A 16,112-nucleotide genomic window follows, 5' to 3' on the forward strand; every position below is an offset into this window, starting at 1 on the left:
CGTCGGTGAGCAGTCCCCACAGCTCGACGGAACCATTCATCGAGACGCGCGACGCGTGGGTGGAGTTTCCGATCTTCGACGCCAAGACGCGCTCGCTGAAAAAGGCGTTCCTCGGCAAGGCCGGCGGCGCGATCGGGCGCAACGAATCCAACGTCGTCGTCATCGAGGCGCTCCGCGACATCACGATGTCGTTGAAGATGGGCGACCGGGTCGGCCTGGTCGGACACAACGGCGCGGGTAAGTCCACGCTGCTGCGCCTGCTGTCGGGCATCTACGAGCCGACTCGCGGCGTGGCGACGGTGCAGGGCCGGGTGGCCCCCGTCTTCGACCTGGGCGTCGGCATGGACCCCGAGATCTCCGGCTTCGAGAACATCATCATCCGCGGCCTGTTCCTCGGGCAGACGCGCAAGCAGATGATGTCCAAGGTCGACGAGATCGCCGAGTTCACCGAGCTCGGCGACTACCTGTCGATGCCGCTGCGGACGTACTCGACCGGTATGCGCGTGCGATTGGCGATGGGTGTGGTGACGAGCATCGATCCGGAGATCCTGCTCCTCGACGAGGGCATCGGCGCGGTCGACGCCGACTTCCTGAAGAAGGCGCAGACCCGACTGGCCGATCTGGTGGCACGGTCGGGAATCCTGGTCTTCGCCAGCCATTCCAACGAGTTCCTGGCCCGCCTGTGCAACACCGCGATGTGGATCGACCACGGCACCGTGAAGATGGAGGGCGGCATCGAGGACGTGGTGCGGGCCTACGAGGGCGAGGACGCCGCACGGCATGTGCGGGAGGTCCTCGAGGAGACCGCGCGTGGGTGAGACCGTATGCGCGGTCGTCGTCACCCATCGCCGTCCCGACGAGCTCGCGAAGTCCCTCGACGTCGTGGCGTCGCAGAGCCGCCGCCCCGACCACCTGATCGTCGTCGACAACGACGCCGATGACACGGTGCGGGATATCGTTGCCGGCCAACCGATTTCGACGACCTACCTGGGCTCGAAGCGCAACCTCGGCGGCGCGGGCGGCTTCGCGCTCGGCATGCTGCATGCGCTGGCGCTCGGCGCGGACTGGGTGTGGCTGGCCGACGACGACGGCCGCCCGCAGGACAGTGAGGTGTTGGGGACCTTGCTGCGGTGCGCCGAGCGGCACGGACTCGCCGAGGTGTCGCCGATGGTGTGCAACCTCGACCACCCCGAACGGCTCGCGTTCCCGCTGCGCCGCGGCCTGGTGTGGCGGCGGCTGGCCAGCGAATTGCGCACCGACGGCAGCGGAGACCTGTTGCCCGGCATCGCCTCGCTGTTCAACGGCGCACTGTTCCGCGCGTCGACGATCGAGGCGGTGGGCGTGCCGGATCTGCGGCTGTTCATCCGCGGCGACGAGACCGAGGTGCACCGGCGCCTGATCCGCACGGGTCTGCCGTTCGGCACCTGCCTTGACGCGGTCTATCTCCACCCGTGCGGCACAGAGGAATTCAAGCCCATCCTGGGCGGCCGGATGCACACCCAGTACCCCGACAACGAGATCAAGCGGTTCTACACCTACCGCAACCGCGGCTACCTGCAGGCCCAGCCGGGCATGCGCAAGCTCGTCGCGCAGGAGTGGCTGCGCTTCGGCTGGTACTTCCTGGTGTCGGCGCGCGACCCCCGCGGCTTCGCCGAGTGGATTCGGTTGCGACGGATGGGACGACGAGAGAGGTTCACACGCCGATGACGTTCACCGATGCCGCGGCGCAGTCGAGGACGTTCACCCGCGCATGGGCCGATCTGGTCGGCGGCTTCGGCAAGCGCGAGCTGTGGTTGCACCTGGGTTGGCAGGACATCAAGCAGCGCTACCGACGTTCTGTGCTAGGCCCGTTCTGGATCACCATCGCCACGGGCACGACGGCCGTCGCGATGGGTGCGCTCTACTCCAAGCTGTTCAAACTCGAACTGTCCGAACACCTTCCCTATGTCACGCTCGGGTTGATCATCTGGAACCTGATCAACGCCTCGATCCTCGAGGGCGCCGAGGTGTTCATCGCCAACGAGGGCCTGATCAAACAGCTTCCGACGCCGCTGTCGGTGCACGTCTACCGGCTGGTGTGGCGGCAGATGATCCTGTTCGCCCACAACATCATCATCTTCGTGATCATCGCGATCATCTATCCGAAGCCGTGGACGTGGACCGACCTCGCCGTCATCCCGGCGCTCGGTCTCATTGCGTTGAACTGTGTCTGGGTGTCCCTGTGTTTCGGCATCCTCGCGACCCGCTACCGCGACATCAGCCCGCTGCTGAACAGCCTGGTGCAGCTGCTGTTCTTCATGACGCCGATCATCTGGAACGAGGCCACGCTGCAGGCCCAGGGTGCCGGGCACTGGGCCAAGATCGTCGAACTCAACCCGCTGCTGCACTACCTCGACATCGTGCGCGCACCGCTGCTCGGCGCGGATCAGGAACTGCGGCACTGGCTGGTGGTGCTGGTGCTGACCGTGCTCGGCTGGACGTTCGCCGCACTGGCGATGCGCCAGTATCGGGCGCGGGTGCCGTACTGGGTGTGACGCTCAGCTGACCAGGGCGTTCCGATCCGGCTCCGGTCCGAAGACGAACCGGCGACCCGTGAGCGTGTGCGGGGCGATCCGCACGTAGCGCAGCTTGCGGGTCGCGACCCATGGATACAGGCCGGCGCTGTCGGCCTCGGCGATCTCGGCGGATGCGCTGAGTAGCTTGGCTGTTCCGCGGACCACGACGCTCCACCCCTCGGCGACGTTGTGGTCGTCCGCTTCGAACACGACGTTCTCGTTGAGAACCGCGGTCAGCAGCTTCGTGCCCTCGGCGGTGCGGAACAGCAGGGTCTTGTGCTGGACGACGTAGTTGACGGGGAAGATCTCCGTCCAGCCGCCGACGGTGGTCACCAATCTGCCGAGCGTGAGTCCGGACAGCAGCTGCCAGCTCTGCGATTCGGACAGCTCGGTCACCGGGGCGGTTGTCGCATCCATGTCCACCATGGTCGTCGGCGACGCCGGTGACTCGTAGGGTCCAACGGCACTTCTTCGCCGACTCAGCGGTGCGGCGGTGGGGTCTGCACGGCGGCGTTGATCCGATTCCAGGCGTTGATGGTGACGGCCATCGCGATCACCTGGCCGAGCTCGCGTTGGGTGAACGTGTCGGCGGCGACGGCGTAGACGTCCTCGGGCACCCCGTGATCGCCGAGCACCGTGAGGGATTCGGTGAGCGCGAGGGCAGCCCGTTCGCGCGCACTGAAGAGGTCGCCGGCTTCGGTCCACGCCGCGAGGACGTCGATCTTCTGGTCGCTCACACCCAGTTTGCGTGCGTCGCGGGTGTGCATGTCGAGGCAGAACGCGCAGCGGTTCATCTGCGAGGCGCGGATCTTGATCAGCTCACCCAGCTCGGGCTCGACGTCCTTGGCCGCCGCGGTGGAGAGCTTCATCATCGCGTCGTACAGCTCCGGAGAGCTCTTGTAGATCGGAAATCTCGGACCGGTCAGTGTCTGTGTCATGACATCGACGCTAGGCGGTAGAAGCCCGCGCCGATGGTTCAATTGACCCGTGGTTTCATGGGCCAATTCAGGTGGGCGCGATCTGCACCTGGAACTGCGGCAGATGCTCGTCCCCGGGACGAGGGGCGCGAAGGAGACGGTGATCGCGGCGCTGCGCGAAGCGGCACGATCCGGCCGGCTGACGCCGGGCACCATGTTGCCGGCGTCGCGCACGTTGGCCGCCGATCTCGGACTGGCCCGCAACACCGTCGCCGACGCTTACGCCGAACTCGTCGCCGAGGGGTGGTTCGGGTCCCGCCAGGGGGCGGGCACCTGGGTGCTGAACACGGCCCAGCCGTCTGCCCACACCCGGCCCCGCGGGCAATCGGTCGCCCCGGTCCACAACCTGATGCCCGGGTCGCCGGATGTGTCGGAATTCCCCCGAAGCCAGTGGATCGCGTCGACGCGTCGCGCGCTGATCGCCGCGCCGAACTCCGCACTGCACCTGGGAGACCCGCGGGGACGTATCGAGTTGCGTTCTGCCTTGGCGGATTATCTGGCGCGCGCACGCGATGTTCGAACTTCGCCGGAGTCGATCGTCATCTGCGCCGGCGTCCGCCACGGCGTGGAGCTGCTGACCCGGGCGCTGGGCGGTCCGATTGCGGTCGAAGCGTATGGGCTGCACTTGTTTCGCGATGCGATCACGGCAGCGGGCGGGTCGACGGTGCCGATCGGCGTCGACGACCACGGCGCCGTCGTCGAGGAACTGGAGGGGCTCGACGCTGCCGGCGTGCTTCTGACACCGGCGCACCACAATCCGCTGGGGATGCCGCTGCACCCGTCGCGACGTACCGCGGTGGTCGAATGGGCCCGCCGGACATCGGCTTTCGTGCTCGACGACGACTACGACGGGGAATTTCGCTTCGATCGCCAACCCATCGGCGCGCTGCAGGCGTTGGACCCGGGACGGGTGGTCTACCTCGGATCGGTCAGCAAGAGCCTGTCACCCGCATTGCGGCTGGGGTGGCTCGTCCTGCCCGAGACGCTGATGGACCTGGTCGTCGACGCCGCTGGAGGCCAACAGTTCTCCGTCGACGTGATCAATCAACTCACCCTGGCCGACTTCGTGTCGCGGGGGTACTACGACCGCCACATCCGACGGATGCGCGGGCGGTACCGGCGGCGCAGGGACGCACTCGTGGGCGCACTGACACCGTTCGACGTGGGCACGGCCGGATTGGCTGCCGGACTCAATCTGCTGGTGACGCTGCCCGACGGCACCGAGGCCGAGGTGATGCGCCGGGCGGGCGAGGCCGGGATCGCGCTGACCGGGCTGTCGATCCTGCGCCACCCCGACGCGGCTGTCGATCAGCGCGACGGCATCGTCGTCGGGTACGCCGCGCCACCCGAACATGCCTTCGGCGCGGCGATCTCGGCGTTGTGTGAGGTGCTGGCCGCCAGTCGGTTGTAGCGTCGCACCATGCGGCGTCACATGAACGCGTACGAGCGAATTCTCGAACGCTTCGCGCGTACGCAGCCGGGCTACTGGTACGTCACCCGGCTGGCGCCACGGATCGATCCGCCGCTACTGCGCCTCAGCGGCGGTCGCATCAGCAGTGTGTTCCCGGTTCCGGCGATGCTGTTGACGACGATCGGCGCCAAGACCGGCCAGCGCCGCACCTTGCCGCTGCTGTATGTGGTCGACGGTGATTCGATGATCCTGATCGCGTCCAACTATGGCCGGCCGGGCAACCCGTCGTGGTATCGCAATCTGAAGGTCAACCCCCGCGTCGAAGTCCTCGCCGGCCGGCGCAGCGGCACCTACACCGCGTCGGAGATCACCGACCCTGCCGAGCGCACCGATGCATGGGAGAGGGCCGTGGACCTCTACGCCGGTTACGCGGATTACGAAGTGCGAGCGGGTGATCGAACCATTCCGCTGGTCCGACTGCGGCGGATCCCATGACAAAGGGCGCCCCTTGTGGGGGCGCCCTTTGCCGTTCTCCGAGGGGGGATCTCGGAGGGGACTACTTCACCGTGACGTAGATCGTCTGGTTGATGGTCGAGCGGTTCGAATCGCCGTTGGAGGTACCGAACGGCTCGGCGCCGCGCTGGATGGGCCCGCGGGTCACGGAGACGACCGACGCCTCGTCCAGCGGTGCGCTGGACTGGCGGGTCACGACGACCCGGTTGCCCTGCGCCTCGAGCTCGCTGATGGTCTGCTCGGCGTCGCCTCCGGTCGGGGCGGCGAATGCGGGGGCGGCCAAGCCCAGGGCTCCGGCAGTCAGGGCGGCGGCGGCAGCTGTGGTGATGGTGAACTTCTTCATTGTCTTGCCCTCTTCTGGTTTTCGATCGTGGTGATCTGATAGCTGGAACTCGCCCGCGCCCCAGAACATTTCGGGTGGCAGAAATTTGATCATCGGTGGCAGAAACACATGACTGAAACTCGTCGGCGCACCCGGTATACTCGAACACATGTTCGAAGAATCGGATCTGAGCGCGTTGAGTGCCGCAGATCTGATTGACGCCGCCCGGCAATGGGCGCGCGACGAGAACGCCGCCGCGGCCCGCAAGATGGCGGTGATGGCCGAGTTGTTCACCCGGCGCACGGGAGTCGACGCCGAGGATCGCTCCGGCTGGTGGCTCGATCCCGAGGCAGCGGTCGCCGCCGAGGTGGCGGTGGCCGTGGGCGTCACGCAGGGGCTTGCACTCCACCAGACCCAACGCGCGGTGGCGCTCAGAGATCGGCTGCCCCGGGTGGCGGCGCTGTTCGCCGAGGGGCTCATCACCGATCTGCTGATCCGCAAGATCGTCTACCGCACCGGACTGGTGACCGACCCGGCGGTGATGGCCGAGGTCGATGCGGTGATCGCGGACCGGGTCGGCCGCTGGGGGCAGCTGTCGGAGAAGAAGCTCGAGCAAGCCATCGACGCGACCGTGTTGGCGCACGATCCGATCGCGGTGCGTCAGGTGGTGGAATCCGCGACGGAACGGCGGGTCGAGTTCGGCTCGCCCTCGGACGCGCCGGGATTCACGAGCGTCTGGGCCCTGCTGCCGGCCGCCGACGCGACCGCGCTGCAGGACCGCCTGGAGGCGATTGCGCACACCGTCTGCGCGGCGGACCCCCGCAGCCCCCAGAATCGCCGGGCCGACGCGCTGAATGCGGTCGGTGCCGGGCTCGACGCGCTGGTGTGTCAGTGCGGTCTCGAGGATTGTGACGCCGCCAGCGGGCCGACGCCGAGCCGGAACACGACGGTGTTCGTGATCGCCGACAGCGAGACCGTGAAAGACACGGCCACCCCGGCACCCGCCCGCACGAACAAGCCCGCACTCCTCTTCGGGTCCGGCGTCACTCCGGTGGAGGCGCTGAACCTGACCCGGGCGCGCCTACGCCAGATCATGCACCCGGGGGACTCTCTGCCCGAAGGCCGCTACACGCCGTCGCGCGCACTCGCCGAGTTCGTCCGCTGCCGCGATGTCACCTGCCGCTTTCCCGGCTGCGACGTGCCCGCCACCGAAGCCGACATCGATCACACCGTCCCCTACCCCGTCGGACCCACCCATGCGTCGAACCTCAAGGCGCTGTGCCGTTTTCATCATCTCCTAAAGACGTTCTGGGACGGCCCCGAGGGCTGGCGCGACCGTCAGCTGCCCGACGGCACGGTGATATGGACCAGCCCGACCGGCCACGAGTACACGACGTATCCGGGCAGTCGGCATCTCTTCCCGTCGCTGTGCCGCCCGACCGGCACGCTGTGGGACGACGACCCGCCGAGACCCACAGCCTGCGTGGCGCGCGGTGCGATGATGCCGCGGCGCCGACACACCCGCGCGCAGAACCGAGCCCGCGCGGTCACCGCGGCGCGTCGCCTCAACCAACAGCACGGCGCCGAACCCCACGGACCTCCCCCGTTCTAAGCTGCCCGGGTGGCCGAGCCCCCGCTGTCACCGCAGCTGAGTCTGACGACGCAGATCTGGCGGTTCGTCGTGACCGGTGGGCTGGCGGCCGTCGTGGACTTCGGGCTGTACGTGGCGTTGCTCGCCGCGGGCCTGCACGTCAACGTCGCCAAGACGCTGAGCTTCATCGCCGGGACGACGACGGCCTACCTGATCAATCGACGGTGGACCTTCCAGGCGCCGCCCAGCCGCGCGCGGTTCATCGCAGTGGTGGTGCTCTATGCGGTCACCTACGCGGTTCAGGTGGGCATCAACTACGTGTTCTACCTGCAGTTCCAGAACCAGCCCTGGCAGGTCCCGGTCGCCTTCGTCATCGCACAGGGCACTGCGACCGTGATCAACTTCATCGTGCAGCGCGCCGTCATCTTCCGGCTGCGATGACGGTCGGCCCGGCGGCACGAACAGCGCTGGTCACCAACGGTTGGCATGCCGTCGTGCGTCGGTCGGCACCGGCGCTGGCCGCCTGGGCCACGTTGATGCTCGCCGAGCTCTACGTTCTGGTCGCCTCGGGTGACCAGGACATCGACATCAGCACGTCCCCGACGATCGCCGATTGGTCGGTGCTCGTGGTGCTGGCCGCGCTCGTCCCGCTGATGGCGGGCGTCGCGTTCGCCGTGAGCCGCATCGCGAGCACGCGGGCGCGCGCGGTGATCGCGTGGGGCTCGGTCGTGGTCGGTCTGGCGTCGGACACCTATGAGGCCGGTGGGTGGACGGCCTTCGGCACCGAAGCCGTCGACGTGGCGGTGGTCCTCGTGATCCTGGGCGCGACCGGCTGCGGGTTCGGCGCGATCCTGGCCTGGGCGCTGCGCACCACGTTCACCCATCTGCGCTCGGCGGGCCAACTGTTCGCCAGGGCACTTCCGGTGGTTCTGCTCACCCTTCTGGTGTTCTTCAACAACACCGTCTGGTACATCGCCGCCAACCTCGAGACCAGCCGGATCTGGCTGCTGGCCGGCGGCATGGCCGCGATCGCGCTGACCTTCACGGTCACCGAGTCCATCCACGCCTGCCGCCCTCTGATCGCCGACATCGAGCCACCGTTGCGCCGGTCGGAAAGGGTCAAGGTCGTCGCGGTGGTGTCCCTTGCTCAGAGCATCCAGGCACTGGTCGTCGCCCTCGTGACCGGCGTGATCTTCTTCGTGATGGGGCTCGTGGTGCTCAACGACACGGTGCTCGACCACCTGACCGACGGGAATCCGGCGCGCAGCCAGTGGCTGGACATCGCACTCCCGATCGACCAGGCGCTGGCCCACATCGCACTCATCCTGTCCGCGATGACGTTCATGTATCTCAGCGCCCGCGCGGCCACCGATGCCAAGCACCGCACCGACTTCGTCGACCCGCTGCTCGACGACCTCCGCGCCACCCTCGCGCTGCACCGAGTGGCCGCTGCGAAGCGGTACCCTCTGTGACGATGTTTCGCACCGAGTTTCCGACCACCGCCAAGCGCCTGACCGGCTGGGGCCGCACCGCCCCGACCGTCGCGCAGGTGCTGACGACGCCGGATCCCGAGGTGATCGTCAAGGCCGTCACCCGCGCCGCCGAAGACCCCGACCGGGGGGTACTCGCCCGTGGCCTCGGCCGCTCGTACGGTGACAACGCCCAGAACGGCGGCGGCCTGGTCATCGACATGAACGCGCTCAACCGCATCCATGCGATCAACACCGACGACGCGCTCGTCGACGTCGATGCCGGCGTCAACCTCGACCAGCTGATGCGCGCGGCGCTGCCGCTCGGACTGTGGGTGCCCGTGTTGCCCGGCACCCGCCAGGTCACCATCGGCGGCGCCATCGCCTGCGACATCCACGGCAAGAACCACCACAGTGCCGGCAGCTTCGGCAACCACGTCCGCTCGATGGAGCTGCTCACCGCCGATGGCCAGGTCCGCACGATCACCCCCGACGGTCCCGAGCGTGAGCTCTTCTGGGCCACCGTCGGCGGCAACGGGCTGACCGGCATCATCCTGCGCGCCACCATCGCGATGACGCCGACCGAGACCGCGTACTTCATCGCCGACGGTGACGTCACCGCGAGCCTCGACGAGACGATCGCCTTCCACAGCGACGGCACCGAGGACAACTACACCTACTCCAGCGCGTGGTTCGACGCGATCAGCGCCCCGCCCAAGCTCGGCCGCGCCGCCATCTCCCGCGGTTCCCTGGCCACCCTCGACCAGCTGCCGCCGAAGCTGCAGAAGAATCCGCTGAAATTCGATGCGCCGCAACTGCTCACGCTGCCCGACGTGTTCCCCAACGGCTTGGCGAACAAGTACACCTTCATGCCGATCGGCGAGCTCTGGTACCGCAAGTCGGGCACCTACCGCGGCAAGGTCCAGAACCTGACGCAGTTCTACCACCCGCTCGACATGTTCGGGGAGTGGAACCGGGCCTACGGCTCACTGGGTTTCGGCCAGTACCAGTTCGTGGTTCCTACCGACGCCGTCGAGGAGTTCAAGGCAATCCTCGTCGACATCCAGCGCTCCGGGTTCTACTCCTTCCTCAACGTGTTCAAGCTGTTCGGTCCGGGAAACCAAGCGCCGCTGAGCTTTCCGATCCCCGGCTGGAACGTGTGCGTGGATTTCCCGATCAAGCCGGGCCTCAACGAGTTCCTCAACGGACTCGACAAGCGGGTCCTCGAGTTCGGCGGCCGCCTCTACACCGCCAAGGATTCCCGCACCACAGCCGAGACCTTCCACGCCATGTACCCGCGCATCGACGAGTGGATCGCGGTGCGCCGCAGGGTCGATCCCACCGGGGTCTTCGCCTCCGACATGGCTCGACGACTGGAGCTTCTGTAAATGGTGTTTGATGCCACCGGCAACCCCCAGACCATCCTGCTGCTCGGAGGCACCTCCGAGATCGGGCTGGCGATCTGCGCTCGCTACCTGCGCAACGCCGCGGCCCGCGTGATCCTCGCGTGCATGCCGGGCGATCCGCTGCGCGATGCGGCCGAGGCGCGAATGCGCGATGCGGGTGCCAAGGCCGTCGAGGTCATCGACTTCGACGCCCTCGACACCGACAGCCACCCCGCCGTCATCGACACTGCATGGTCGAAGGGGGACGTCGACGTCGCGATCGTGGCGTTCGGCCTCCTCGGCGACGCCGAGGAGCTGTGGCAGAACCAGCGCAAAGCCGTCCAGATCGCCGACATCAACTACACCGCCGCCGTCTCGGTGGGCGTGCTCGTCGGTGACAAGATGCGCGCGCAGGGCTCCGGTCAGATCATCGCGATGAGCTCCGCCGCCGGCGAACGCGTGCGGCGCTCCAACTTCGTCTACGGCTCCACCAAGGCGGGCCTGGACGGTTTCTACCTCGGTCTGGGAGAAGCATTGCGCGAGTACGGCGTTCGGGTGCTCGTCATCCGGCCCGGCCAGGTGCGCACCCGCATGAGCGCACACGTCAAGGAAGCGCCGTTGACCGTCGACAAGGAGTACGTCGCCGAACTCGCGGTCACCGCGTCGGCCAAGGGCAAGGATCTGGTGTGGGCGCCCGGGGCCTTCCGTTACGTGATGATGGTGCTTCGCCACATCCCCCGCCCGATCTTCCGCAAGCTGCCCATCTGATGCCCAGCGCGCTGGCCGCGCCGGTTCGAGTGGCCGGCCAGATGGCCGTCGCGGCCGCGATTGCTGCCGTGGTCGCGGTCGTCAGCCTGGCCGCGATCGCGCGCGTCGAGTGGCCGGCCTACAACTCCTCCAATCAGCTGCACGCGCTGACCACGGTCGGTCAGGTCGTCTGTCTGGCAGGGCTTCTCGCCGCCGGGCTGGTGTGGCGTCGTGGGCGCCGCACCGTGGCCCGCCTCGGCGCGGTGCTGTTCCTCGCCGCCTTCTCCGTGGTGACGCTGGGGATGCCGCTGGGCGCCACCAAGCTGTACCTGTTCGGGATCTCCGTCGACCAGCAGTTCCGCACCGAATACTTGACGCGGTTGACCGACTCGGCCGCCCTGCACGACATGACCTACATCGGCCTGCCGCCGTTCTATCCGCCCGGCTGGTTCTGGCTCGGCGGCCGGCTCGCTGCGCTGACCGGCACGCCGGCCTGGGAGATGTTCAAGCCGTGGTCGGTCCTCTCGATCACGATCGCGATCGTGCTCGCGTTCGCGCTGTGGGCCGCGATGATCCGCTTCGAGTACGCCCTCGTGGTCAGCACCGCGACCGCCGCCACCGCGCTCGCCTACACCCCAGCCGAGCCTTACGCCGCGATCATCACCGTGCTGCTGCCGCCGATCTTCGTGCTGGCGTGGTCGGGACTGGGCGGCAAGACCCGGGGAGGCGGGAAAACCGGGTGGGCCGCTGTCGTCGCCGTCGGCATCTTCCTCGGCGGCGCCGCGCTGTTCTACACACTGCTGCTCGCCTACGCCGCGTTCACGCTCACGATTATGGCGGTGCTGCTGGCCGTCACCCGCAGGCACTGGGACCCGCTCCTGCGTCTCGCCGTCATCGCGGTCATCTCCGGTGCAATCGCGCTGATCGGGTGGGCGCCCTACCTGATCGCCGCGGCGAAAGGCACGCCCGCCGATCGCGGCACCGCCCAGCACTACCTGCCCGTCGACGGTGCCCAGCTGTCGTTCCCGATGCTGGAGTTCACGCTGCTCGGTGCGCTGTGCCTGCTGGGCACGCTCTGGCTCGTGGTCAGGGCGCGCAGCTCCACCCGTGCGGGGGCGCTGGCCGTGGCGGTGCTCGCCGTCTACGCCTGGTCCCTGCTGTCGATGTTGACCACGCTGGTCGGCACCACGCTGCTGTCGTTCCGGCTGCAATCGACGCTCACCGTGCTGCTCACCGCCGCCGGCGCATTCGGCTTCATCGAGACGGCCCGCGCCCTGGCCGCACGGGTGAGCGCACCGAACGCCCACCGGGTGGTCGCCGTCGCCACCGCGGTCGGCGCGCTCGGCGCGCTCACCTTCAGCCAGGACATCCCCGACGTGCTGCGCTCCGACATCGTCGTCGCCTACACCGACACCGACGGCTCCGGCCAGCGCGCCGACCGCAGGCCCCCCGGCGCCGAGCAGTACTACCGCGAGGTCGACGCGAAGATCCAAGAGGTGACCGGCCGGCCCCGCAACGAGACCGTGGTGATGACGGCCGACTACAGCTTCCTGTCCTACTACCCCTACTACGGCTTCCAGGGTCTGACGTCGCACTACGCCAACCCGCTGGCCCAGTTCACCGAACGGGCGGGCGCCATCGAGGGGTGGTCGATGCTGACCAGCGCCGATCAGTTCATCGCCGCGTTGGACGCGCTGCCGTGGCAGCCGCCCAGCGTCCTCCTGATGCGCCGCGGCGCGGGCGACACCTACACGCTGCGGCTGGCCTCCGACGTCTACCCCAATCAGCCCAATGTGCGGCGCTACCACGTCGCCCTCGACGAGGCGCTGTTCGACGATCCACGCTTCGACGTGTCCACGATCGGGCCGTTCGTGCTGGCCATCCGCACGCCCTCTACGATCTAGCTCCGTGGCGGAGCAGCAGGCGAGGAGTGGTAACCACCGCACCGCGCGCCTGATCGCGATCATCGCGGGCCTGCTGGGCACCGCGCTGGCGATCGCCACCCCGCTGTTGCCGGTGACGCAGACCACCGCGCAGCTGAACTGGCCGCAGAACGGGGTGCTCGCCAGCGTCGACGCCCCGCTGATCGGTTACGTCGCCACCGATCTCGACATCACGATCCCCTGCCAGGCAGCCGCGGGGCTGGACCGGCCCGGCCGCTCCGTGCTGCTGTCCACCGTGCCCAAACAGGCACCCAAGGCCGTCGACCGCGGGCTGCTCATCGAGCGGGTCAACAACGACGTTCTGGTGATCGTCCGCAACACCCCGGTGGTCAGCGCACCGCTGGACCAGGTGCTCAGCCCGGCCTGCCGAGAGCTGACGTTCACCGCCCACGCGGACAAGGTGACCGGCGAGTTCGTCGGTCTCACCCAACCGCCCGACTCCTCCGATGCCGGAGAGCCGCTTCGCGGTGAGCGCAGCGGCTACGACTTCCGCCCTCAGATCGTCGGTGTGTTCACCGACCTGTCCGGCCCGGCGCCGCCCGGTCTGCAATTCTCGGCCACCGTCGATTCCCGGTACAGCACGTCGCCGACTGCGCTCAAGCTCGTCGCGATGATCGTCGGGCTCGCGATGACGGTGATCTCGCTGGCCGCGCTGCACGTGCTCGACAGCGCCGACGGCCGACGGCACAAGCGGTTCCTGCCGCCACGCTGGTGGTCGCTGTCCCCGCTGGACGGGCTGGTCACCGCCGTGATGGTGTGGTGGCACTTCGTCGGCGCCAACACCGCCGACGACGGCTACATCCTGACCATGGCGCGGGTGTCGGAGAACGCCGGCTACATGGCCAACTACTACCGCTGGTTCGGCACCCCCGAATCGCCGTTCGGGTGGTACTACGACCTGCTCGCCCTGTGGGCGCACGTCAGCACCACCAGCGTGTGGATGCGGCTGCCCACGCTGCTGATGGGGCTGGCCTGCTGGTGGGTGATCAGCCGCGAGGTGATCCCCCGCCTCGGCGACGCGGTCAAACACAGCCGGGCCGCGGCGTGGACGGCCGCCGGGCTCTTCCTGGCGTTCTGGCTGCCGCTGAACAACGGTCTGCGTCCGGAGCCGATCATCGCGCTCGGCATCCTGCTGACCTGGTGCTCGGTCGAGCGCGGCGTCGCCACCAGCCGACTGTTGCCCGTGGCGATCGCCGTGATCATCGGGGCCCTCACGCTGTTCTCCGGTCCCACCGGCATCGCCGCCATCGGCGCGCTACTGGTTGCCGTCGGGCCGCTGAAAACGATTGTGGCCGCCCATGTCTCGCGGTTCGGCTACTGGGCGCTGCTGGCGCCGATCGCCGCCGCGGGCACCGTGACGATATTCCTGATCTTCCGCGATCAGACGCTGGCCGCCGAACTGCAGGCCAGCAGCTTCAAGTCCGCCGTCGGACCCAGCCTGGCCTGGTTCGACGAACACATCCGCTACTCGCGGCTGTTCACCACCAGCCCCGACGGGTCGGTGGCCCGTCGGTTCGCCGTGCTGACCGTGCTGCTGGCGCTGGCCGTGGCGATCGCGATGACGCTACGCAAGGGCCGGATCCCCGGGACCGCACTCGGACCGAGCCGCCGCATCATCGGGATCACCGTCATCGCGTTCCTGGCGATGATGTTCACCCCGACCAAGTGGACCCACCACTTCGGCGTGTTCGCCGGGCTGGCCGGTTCGCTGGGCGCTCTGGCGGCCGTGGCCATCTCGACCGCAGCCATGCGGTCCCGCCGCAACCGCACCGTGTTCGCCGCGGCCGTACTGTTCGTCACCGCGCTGTCGTTCGCGACCGTCAACGGGTGGTGGTACGTCTCCAACTTCGGTGTGCCGTGGTCGAATTCGTTCCCGGAATGGCACTTCGGGTTCACCACCATGCTGCTCGGGCTCTCCGTGCTCGCCCTGCTGGTGGCCGCCTGGGTGCACTTCTCGGGACGCGATGCCGCACCCGAGGGGCCCCCGCGGCGCTGGCGGTCTGTGGCCCGCGCGCCGCTGGCGATCGCCACCTGGGCCCTGGTGATCTTCGAGGTGGGCTCGCTGACGCTGGCGATGACCGGCCAGTACCCGGCCTGGACGGTCGGCCGGTCCAACCTCGAGGCGTTGACCGGAAAGACGTGCGGCATGGCCGAAGACGTCATGGTCGAGCAGGATCCCAACGCCGGCATCCTCACCCCGATCGACACCCCGGTCAGCACCTCGCTCGGCGCCGCGCGATCGGAAGGGTTCACCCCGAACGGGATTCCGGCCGACGTGTCCGCCGACCCGGTGTCCGAGCAGCCCGGCTCCGACAACTTCGCCGACTCCGACAGCGGGGTGGTCACCGGCAGCGAAGCGGGCACCGAGGGCGGCACGACCGCCGCTGCCGGGATCAACGACTCCCGCGCCCGGCTGCCCTACAACCTGAACCCCGCGCGCACCCCCGTGCTGGGCAGCTGGCGCAGCGGCACGCAGGCGCCCGCGTTCCTGCGCTCGGCCTGGTACCGCCTGCCCGCCGGCTGGAACGCCGGCGACCGCTCCGACTCACTGCTGGTGGTGTCGGCGGCGGGCCGGTTCGACCCCGACGACCTCGTGGTCCAGTGGGCGGGCGACGACGACATCCCGGGCGGCAGCGTCGGCTTCGCCGATGTGGGTGCGGCACCCGCGTGGCGCAACCTGCGTGTGCCGCTGTCGGCCATCCCCGCCGACGCCACTCGCATCCGGCTGGTGGCCACCGACGACGATCTCAGCCCGACGCACTGGATCGCCGTCACCCCGCCCCGCATCCCGGAGCTGCGCACGCTGCAGGACGTCGTGGGTTCCAGCGACCCCGTGCTGCTGGACTGGTTGGTCGGGCTCGCGTTTCCGTGCCAACGTCCGTTCGGACACCGCCTCGGCGTCATCGAGGTGCCCAAGTGGCGCATCCTGCCGGACCGCTTCGGCGCCGAGGCCAACTCGCCGGTGATGGACTACCTCGGCGGTGGCCCGCTCGGCATCACCGAACTCCTGTTGCGCGCCACCACCGTGCCGACTTACCTGAAGTACGACTGGTCCCGCGACTGGGGTGCGCTGCAGCAGCTCACGCCCTACTACCCAGGCGCTGACGTGGCGCGACTGGATCTCGGTTCGGCAACGCGTAGCGGGCTGTGGAGCCCGGCGCCGCTGCGTCTGTCCTAGACCCGTCTACCATCGAGCCTC

At 68.5% G+C, this 16,112-nt stretch carries 15 protein-coding genes; 12 read left to right on the top strand and 3 right to left on the bottom strand.

Going from position 1 to position 16,112, the window contains the following annotated elements; genetic code table 11:
* Window positions 1-5 precede the first annotated feature (5 nt).
* Genes wzt through wzm form a run of 3 tightly spaced genes read left to right on the top strand, consistent with a single transcriptional unit; the run spans window position 6 to window position 2,534 of the window.
* Window positions 6-818, top strand: coding sequence for a galactan export ABC transporter ATP-binding subunit Wzt/RfbE (gene wzt / locus ACXYX3_RS24500; protein WP_221352087.1), 813 nt, complete (start codon window positions 6-8; stop codon window positions 816-818).
* On the top strand, window positions 811-1,707 hold the full coding sequence (gene glfT1 / locus ACXYX3_RS24505) for a galactofuranosyltransferase GlfT1 (protein ID WP_458609363.1): 897 nt from the start codon (window positions 811-813) through the stop codon (window positions 1,705-1,707). The genes wzt and glfT1 overlap by 8 nt, the downstream gene beginning before the upstream one ends.
* On the top strand, window positions 1,704-2,534 hold the full coding sequence (gene wzm, locus ACXYX3_RS24510; RefSeq protein WP_458609364.1) for a galactan export ABC transporter permease subunit Wzm/RfbD: 831 nt from the start codon (window positions 1,704-1,706) through the stop codon (window positions 2,532-2,534). The genes glfT1 and wzm overlap by 4 nt, the downstream gene beginning before the upstream one ends.
* A 3-nt stretch (window positions 2,535-2,537) precedes the next feature.
* Here the strand turns inward: wzm and ACXYX3_RS24515 are convergent, their stop codons facing one another.
* Both ACXYX3_RS24515 and ACXYX3_RS24520 read right to left on the bottom strand, forming a co-directional pair.
* A complete protein-coding gene (locus ACXYX3_RS24515) occupies window positions 2,538-2,972 on the bottom strand; it encodes a pyridoxamine 5'-phosphate oxidase family protein (RefSeq protein WP_458609365.1) in 435 nt (144 codons plus the stop codon).
* A gap of 62 nt (window positions 2,973-3,034) precedes the next feature.
* The gene (locus ACXYX3_RS24520; protein ID WP_458609366.1) at window positions 3,035-3,493 is read right to left on the bottom strand and encodes a carboxymuconolactone decarboxylase family protein; all 459 of its coding nucleotides are present in this window, start codon (window positions 3,491-3,493) and stop codon (window positions 3,035-3,037) included.
* Window positions 3,494-3,596: 103 nt separating this feature from the next.
* Between ACXYX3_RS24520 and pdxR the strand changes: the two genes are divergently transcribed.
* Together pdxR and ACXYX3_RS24530 are read left to right on the top strand one after the other, a co-directional pair.
* Window positions 3,597-4,943 carry a MocR-like pyridoxine biosynthesis transcription factor PdxR gene (pdxR, locus tag ACXYX3_RS24525; RefSeq protein WP_458612217.1) on the top strand — a complete coding sequence of 449 codons (1,347 nt, stop codon included), beginning with the start codon at window positions 3,597-3,599 and terminating at the stop codon, window positions 4,941-4,943.
* Between the two features lie 21 nt (window positions 4,944-4,964).
* The gene (locus ACXYX3_RS24530; protein WP_458609367.1) at window positions 4,965-5,438 is read left to right on the top strand and encodes a nitroreductase/quinone reductase family protein; all 474 of its coding nucleotides are present in this window, start codon (window positions 4,965-4,967) and stop codon (window positions 5,436-5,438) included.
* 61 nt (window positions 5,439-5,499) lie between these two features.
* Here the strand turns inward: ACXYX3_RS24530 and ACXYX3_RS24535 are convergent, their stop codons facing one another.
* Window positions 5,500-5,799, bottom strand: coding sequence for a hypothetical protein (locus tag ACXYX3_RS24535; protein WP_241204801.1), 300 nt, complete (start codon window positions 5,797-5,799; stop codon window positions 5,500-5,502).
* A 148-nt stretch (window positions 5,800-5,947) separates the two neighbouring features.
* Here ACXYX3_RS24535 and ACXYX3_RS24540 point away from each other — a divergent pair, with 148 nt between their 5' ends.
* Genes ACXYX3_RS24540 through ACXYX3_RS24570 form a run of 7 tightly spaced genes read left to right on the top strand, consistent with a single transcriptional unit; the run spans window position 5,948 to window position 16,091 of the window.
* Window positions 5,948-7,390, top strand: a complete 1,443-nt coding sequence (locus ACXYX3_RS24540; RefSeq protein ID WP_458609368.1) for an HNH endonuclease signature motif containing protein — start codon at window positions 5,948-5,950, stop codon at window positions 7,388-7,390.
* Between the two features lie 24 nt (window positions 7,391-7,414).
* On the top strand, window positions 7,415-7,810 hold the full coding sequence (locus tag ACXYX3_RS24545) for a GtrA family protein (RefSeq protein WP_458612218.1): 396 nt from the start codon (window positions 7,415-7,417) through the stop codon (window positions 7,808-7,810).
* On the top strand, window positions 7,807-8,841 hold the full coding sequence (locus ACXYX3_RS24550; RefSeq protein ID WP_458609369.1) for a hypothetical protein: 1,035 nt from the start codon (window positions 7,807-7,809) through the stop codon (window positions 8,839-8,841). The genes ACXYX3_RS24545 and ACXYX3_RS24550 overlap by 4 nt, the downstream gene beginning before the upstream one ends.
* A 2-nt stretch (window positions 8,842-8,843) precedes the next feature.
* Window positions 8,844-10,226, top strand: a complete 1,383-nt coding sequence (locus ACXYX3_RS24555) for an FAD-binding oxidoreductase (RefSeq protein WP_241204804.1) — start codon at window positions 8,844-8,846, stop codon at window positions 10,224-10,226.
* Entirely contained in the window at window positions 10,227-10,991 is a 765-nt protein-coding gene (locus tag ACXYX3_RS24560) for a decaprenylphospho-beta-D-erythro-pentofuranosid-2-ulose 2-reductase (RefSeq protein ID WP_458609370.1), read from the top strand.
* Window positions 10,991-12,874, top strand: coding sequence for a galactan 5-O-arabinofuranosyltransferase (locus ACXYX3_RS24565; protein WP_458609371.1), 1,884 nt, complete (start codon window positions 10,991-10,993; stop codon window positions 12,872-12,874). Before ACXYX3_RS24560 ends, ACXYX3_RS24565 begins: the two co-directional genes overlap by 1 nt.
* Window positions 12,875-12,878: 4 nt before the next feature.
* Window positions 12,879-16,091 (top strand): arabinosyltransferase domain-containing protein, encoded by a 3,213-nt coding sequence (locus ACXYX3_RS24570; protein ID WP_458609372.1) that lies wholly within the window; start codon window positions 12,879-12,881, stop codon window positions 16,089-16,091.
* Window positions 16,092-16,112: the final 21 nt, after the last annotated feature.

The sequence above is a fragment of the Mycobacterium sp. Panama NTM2 genome, from assembly GCF_054355555.1.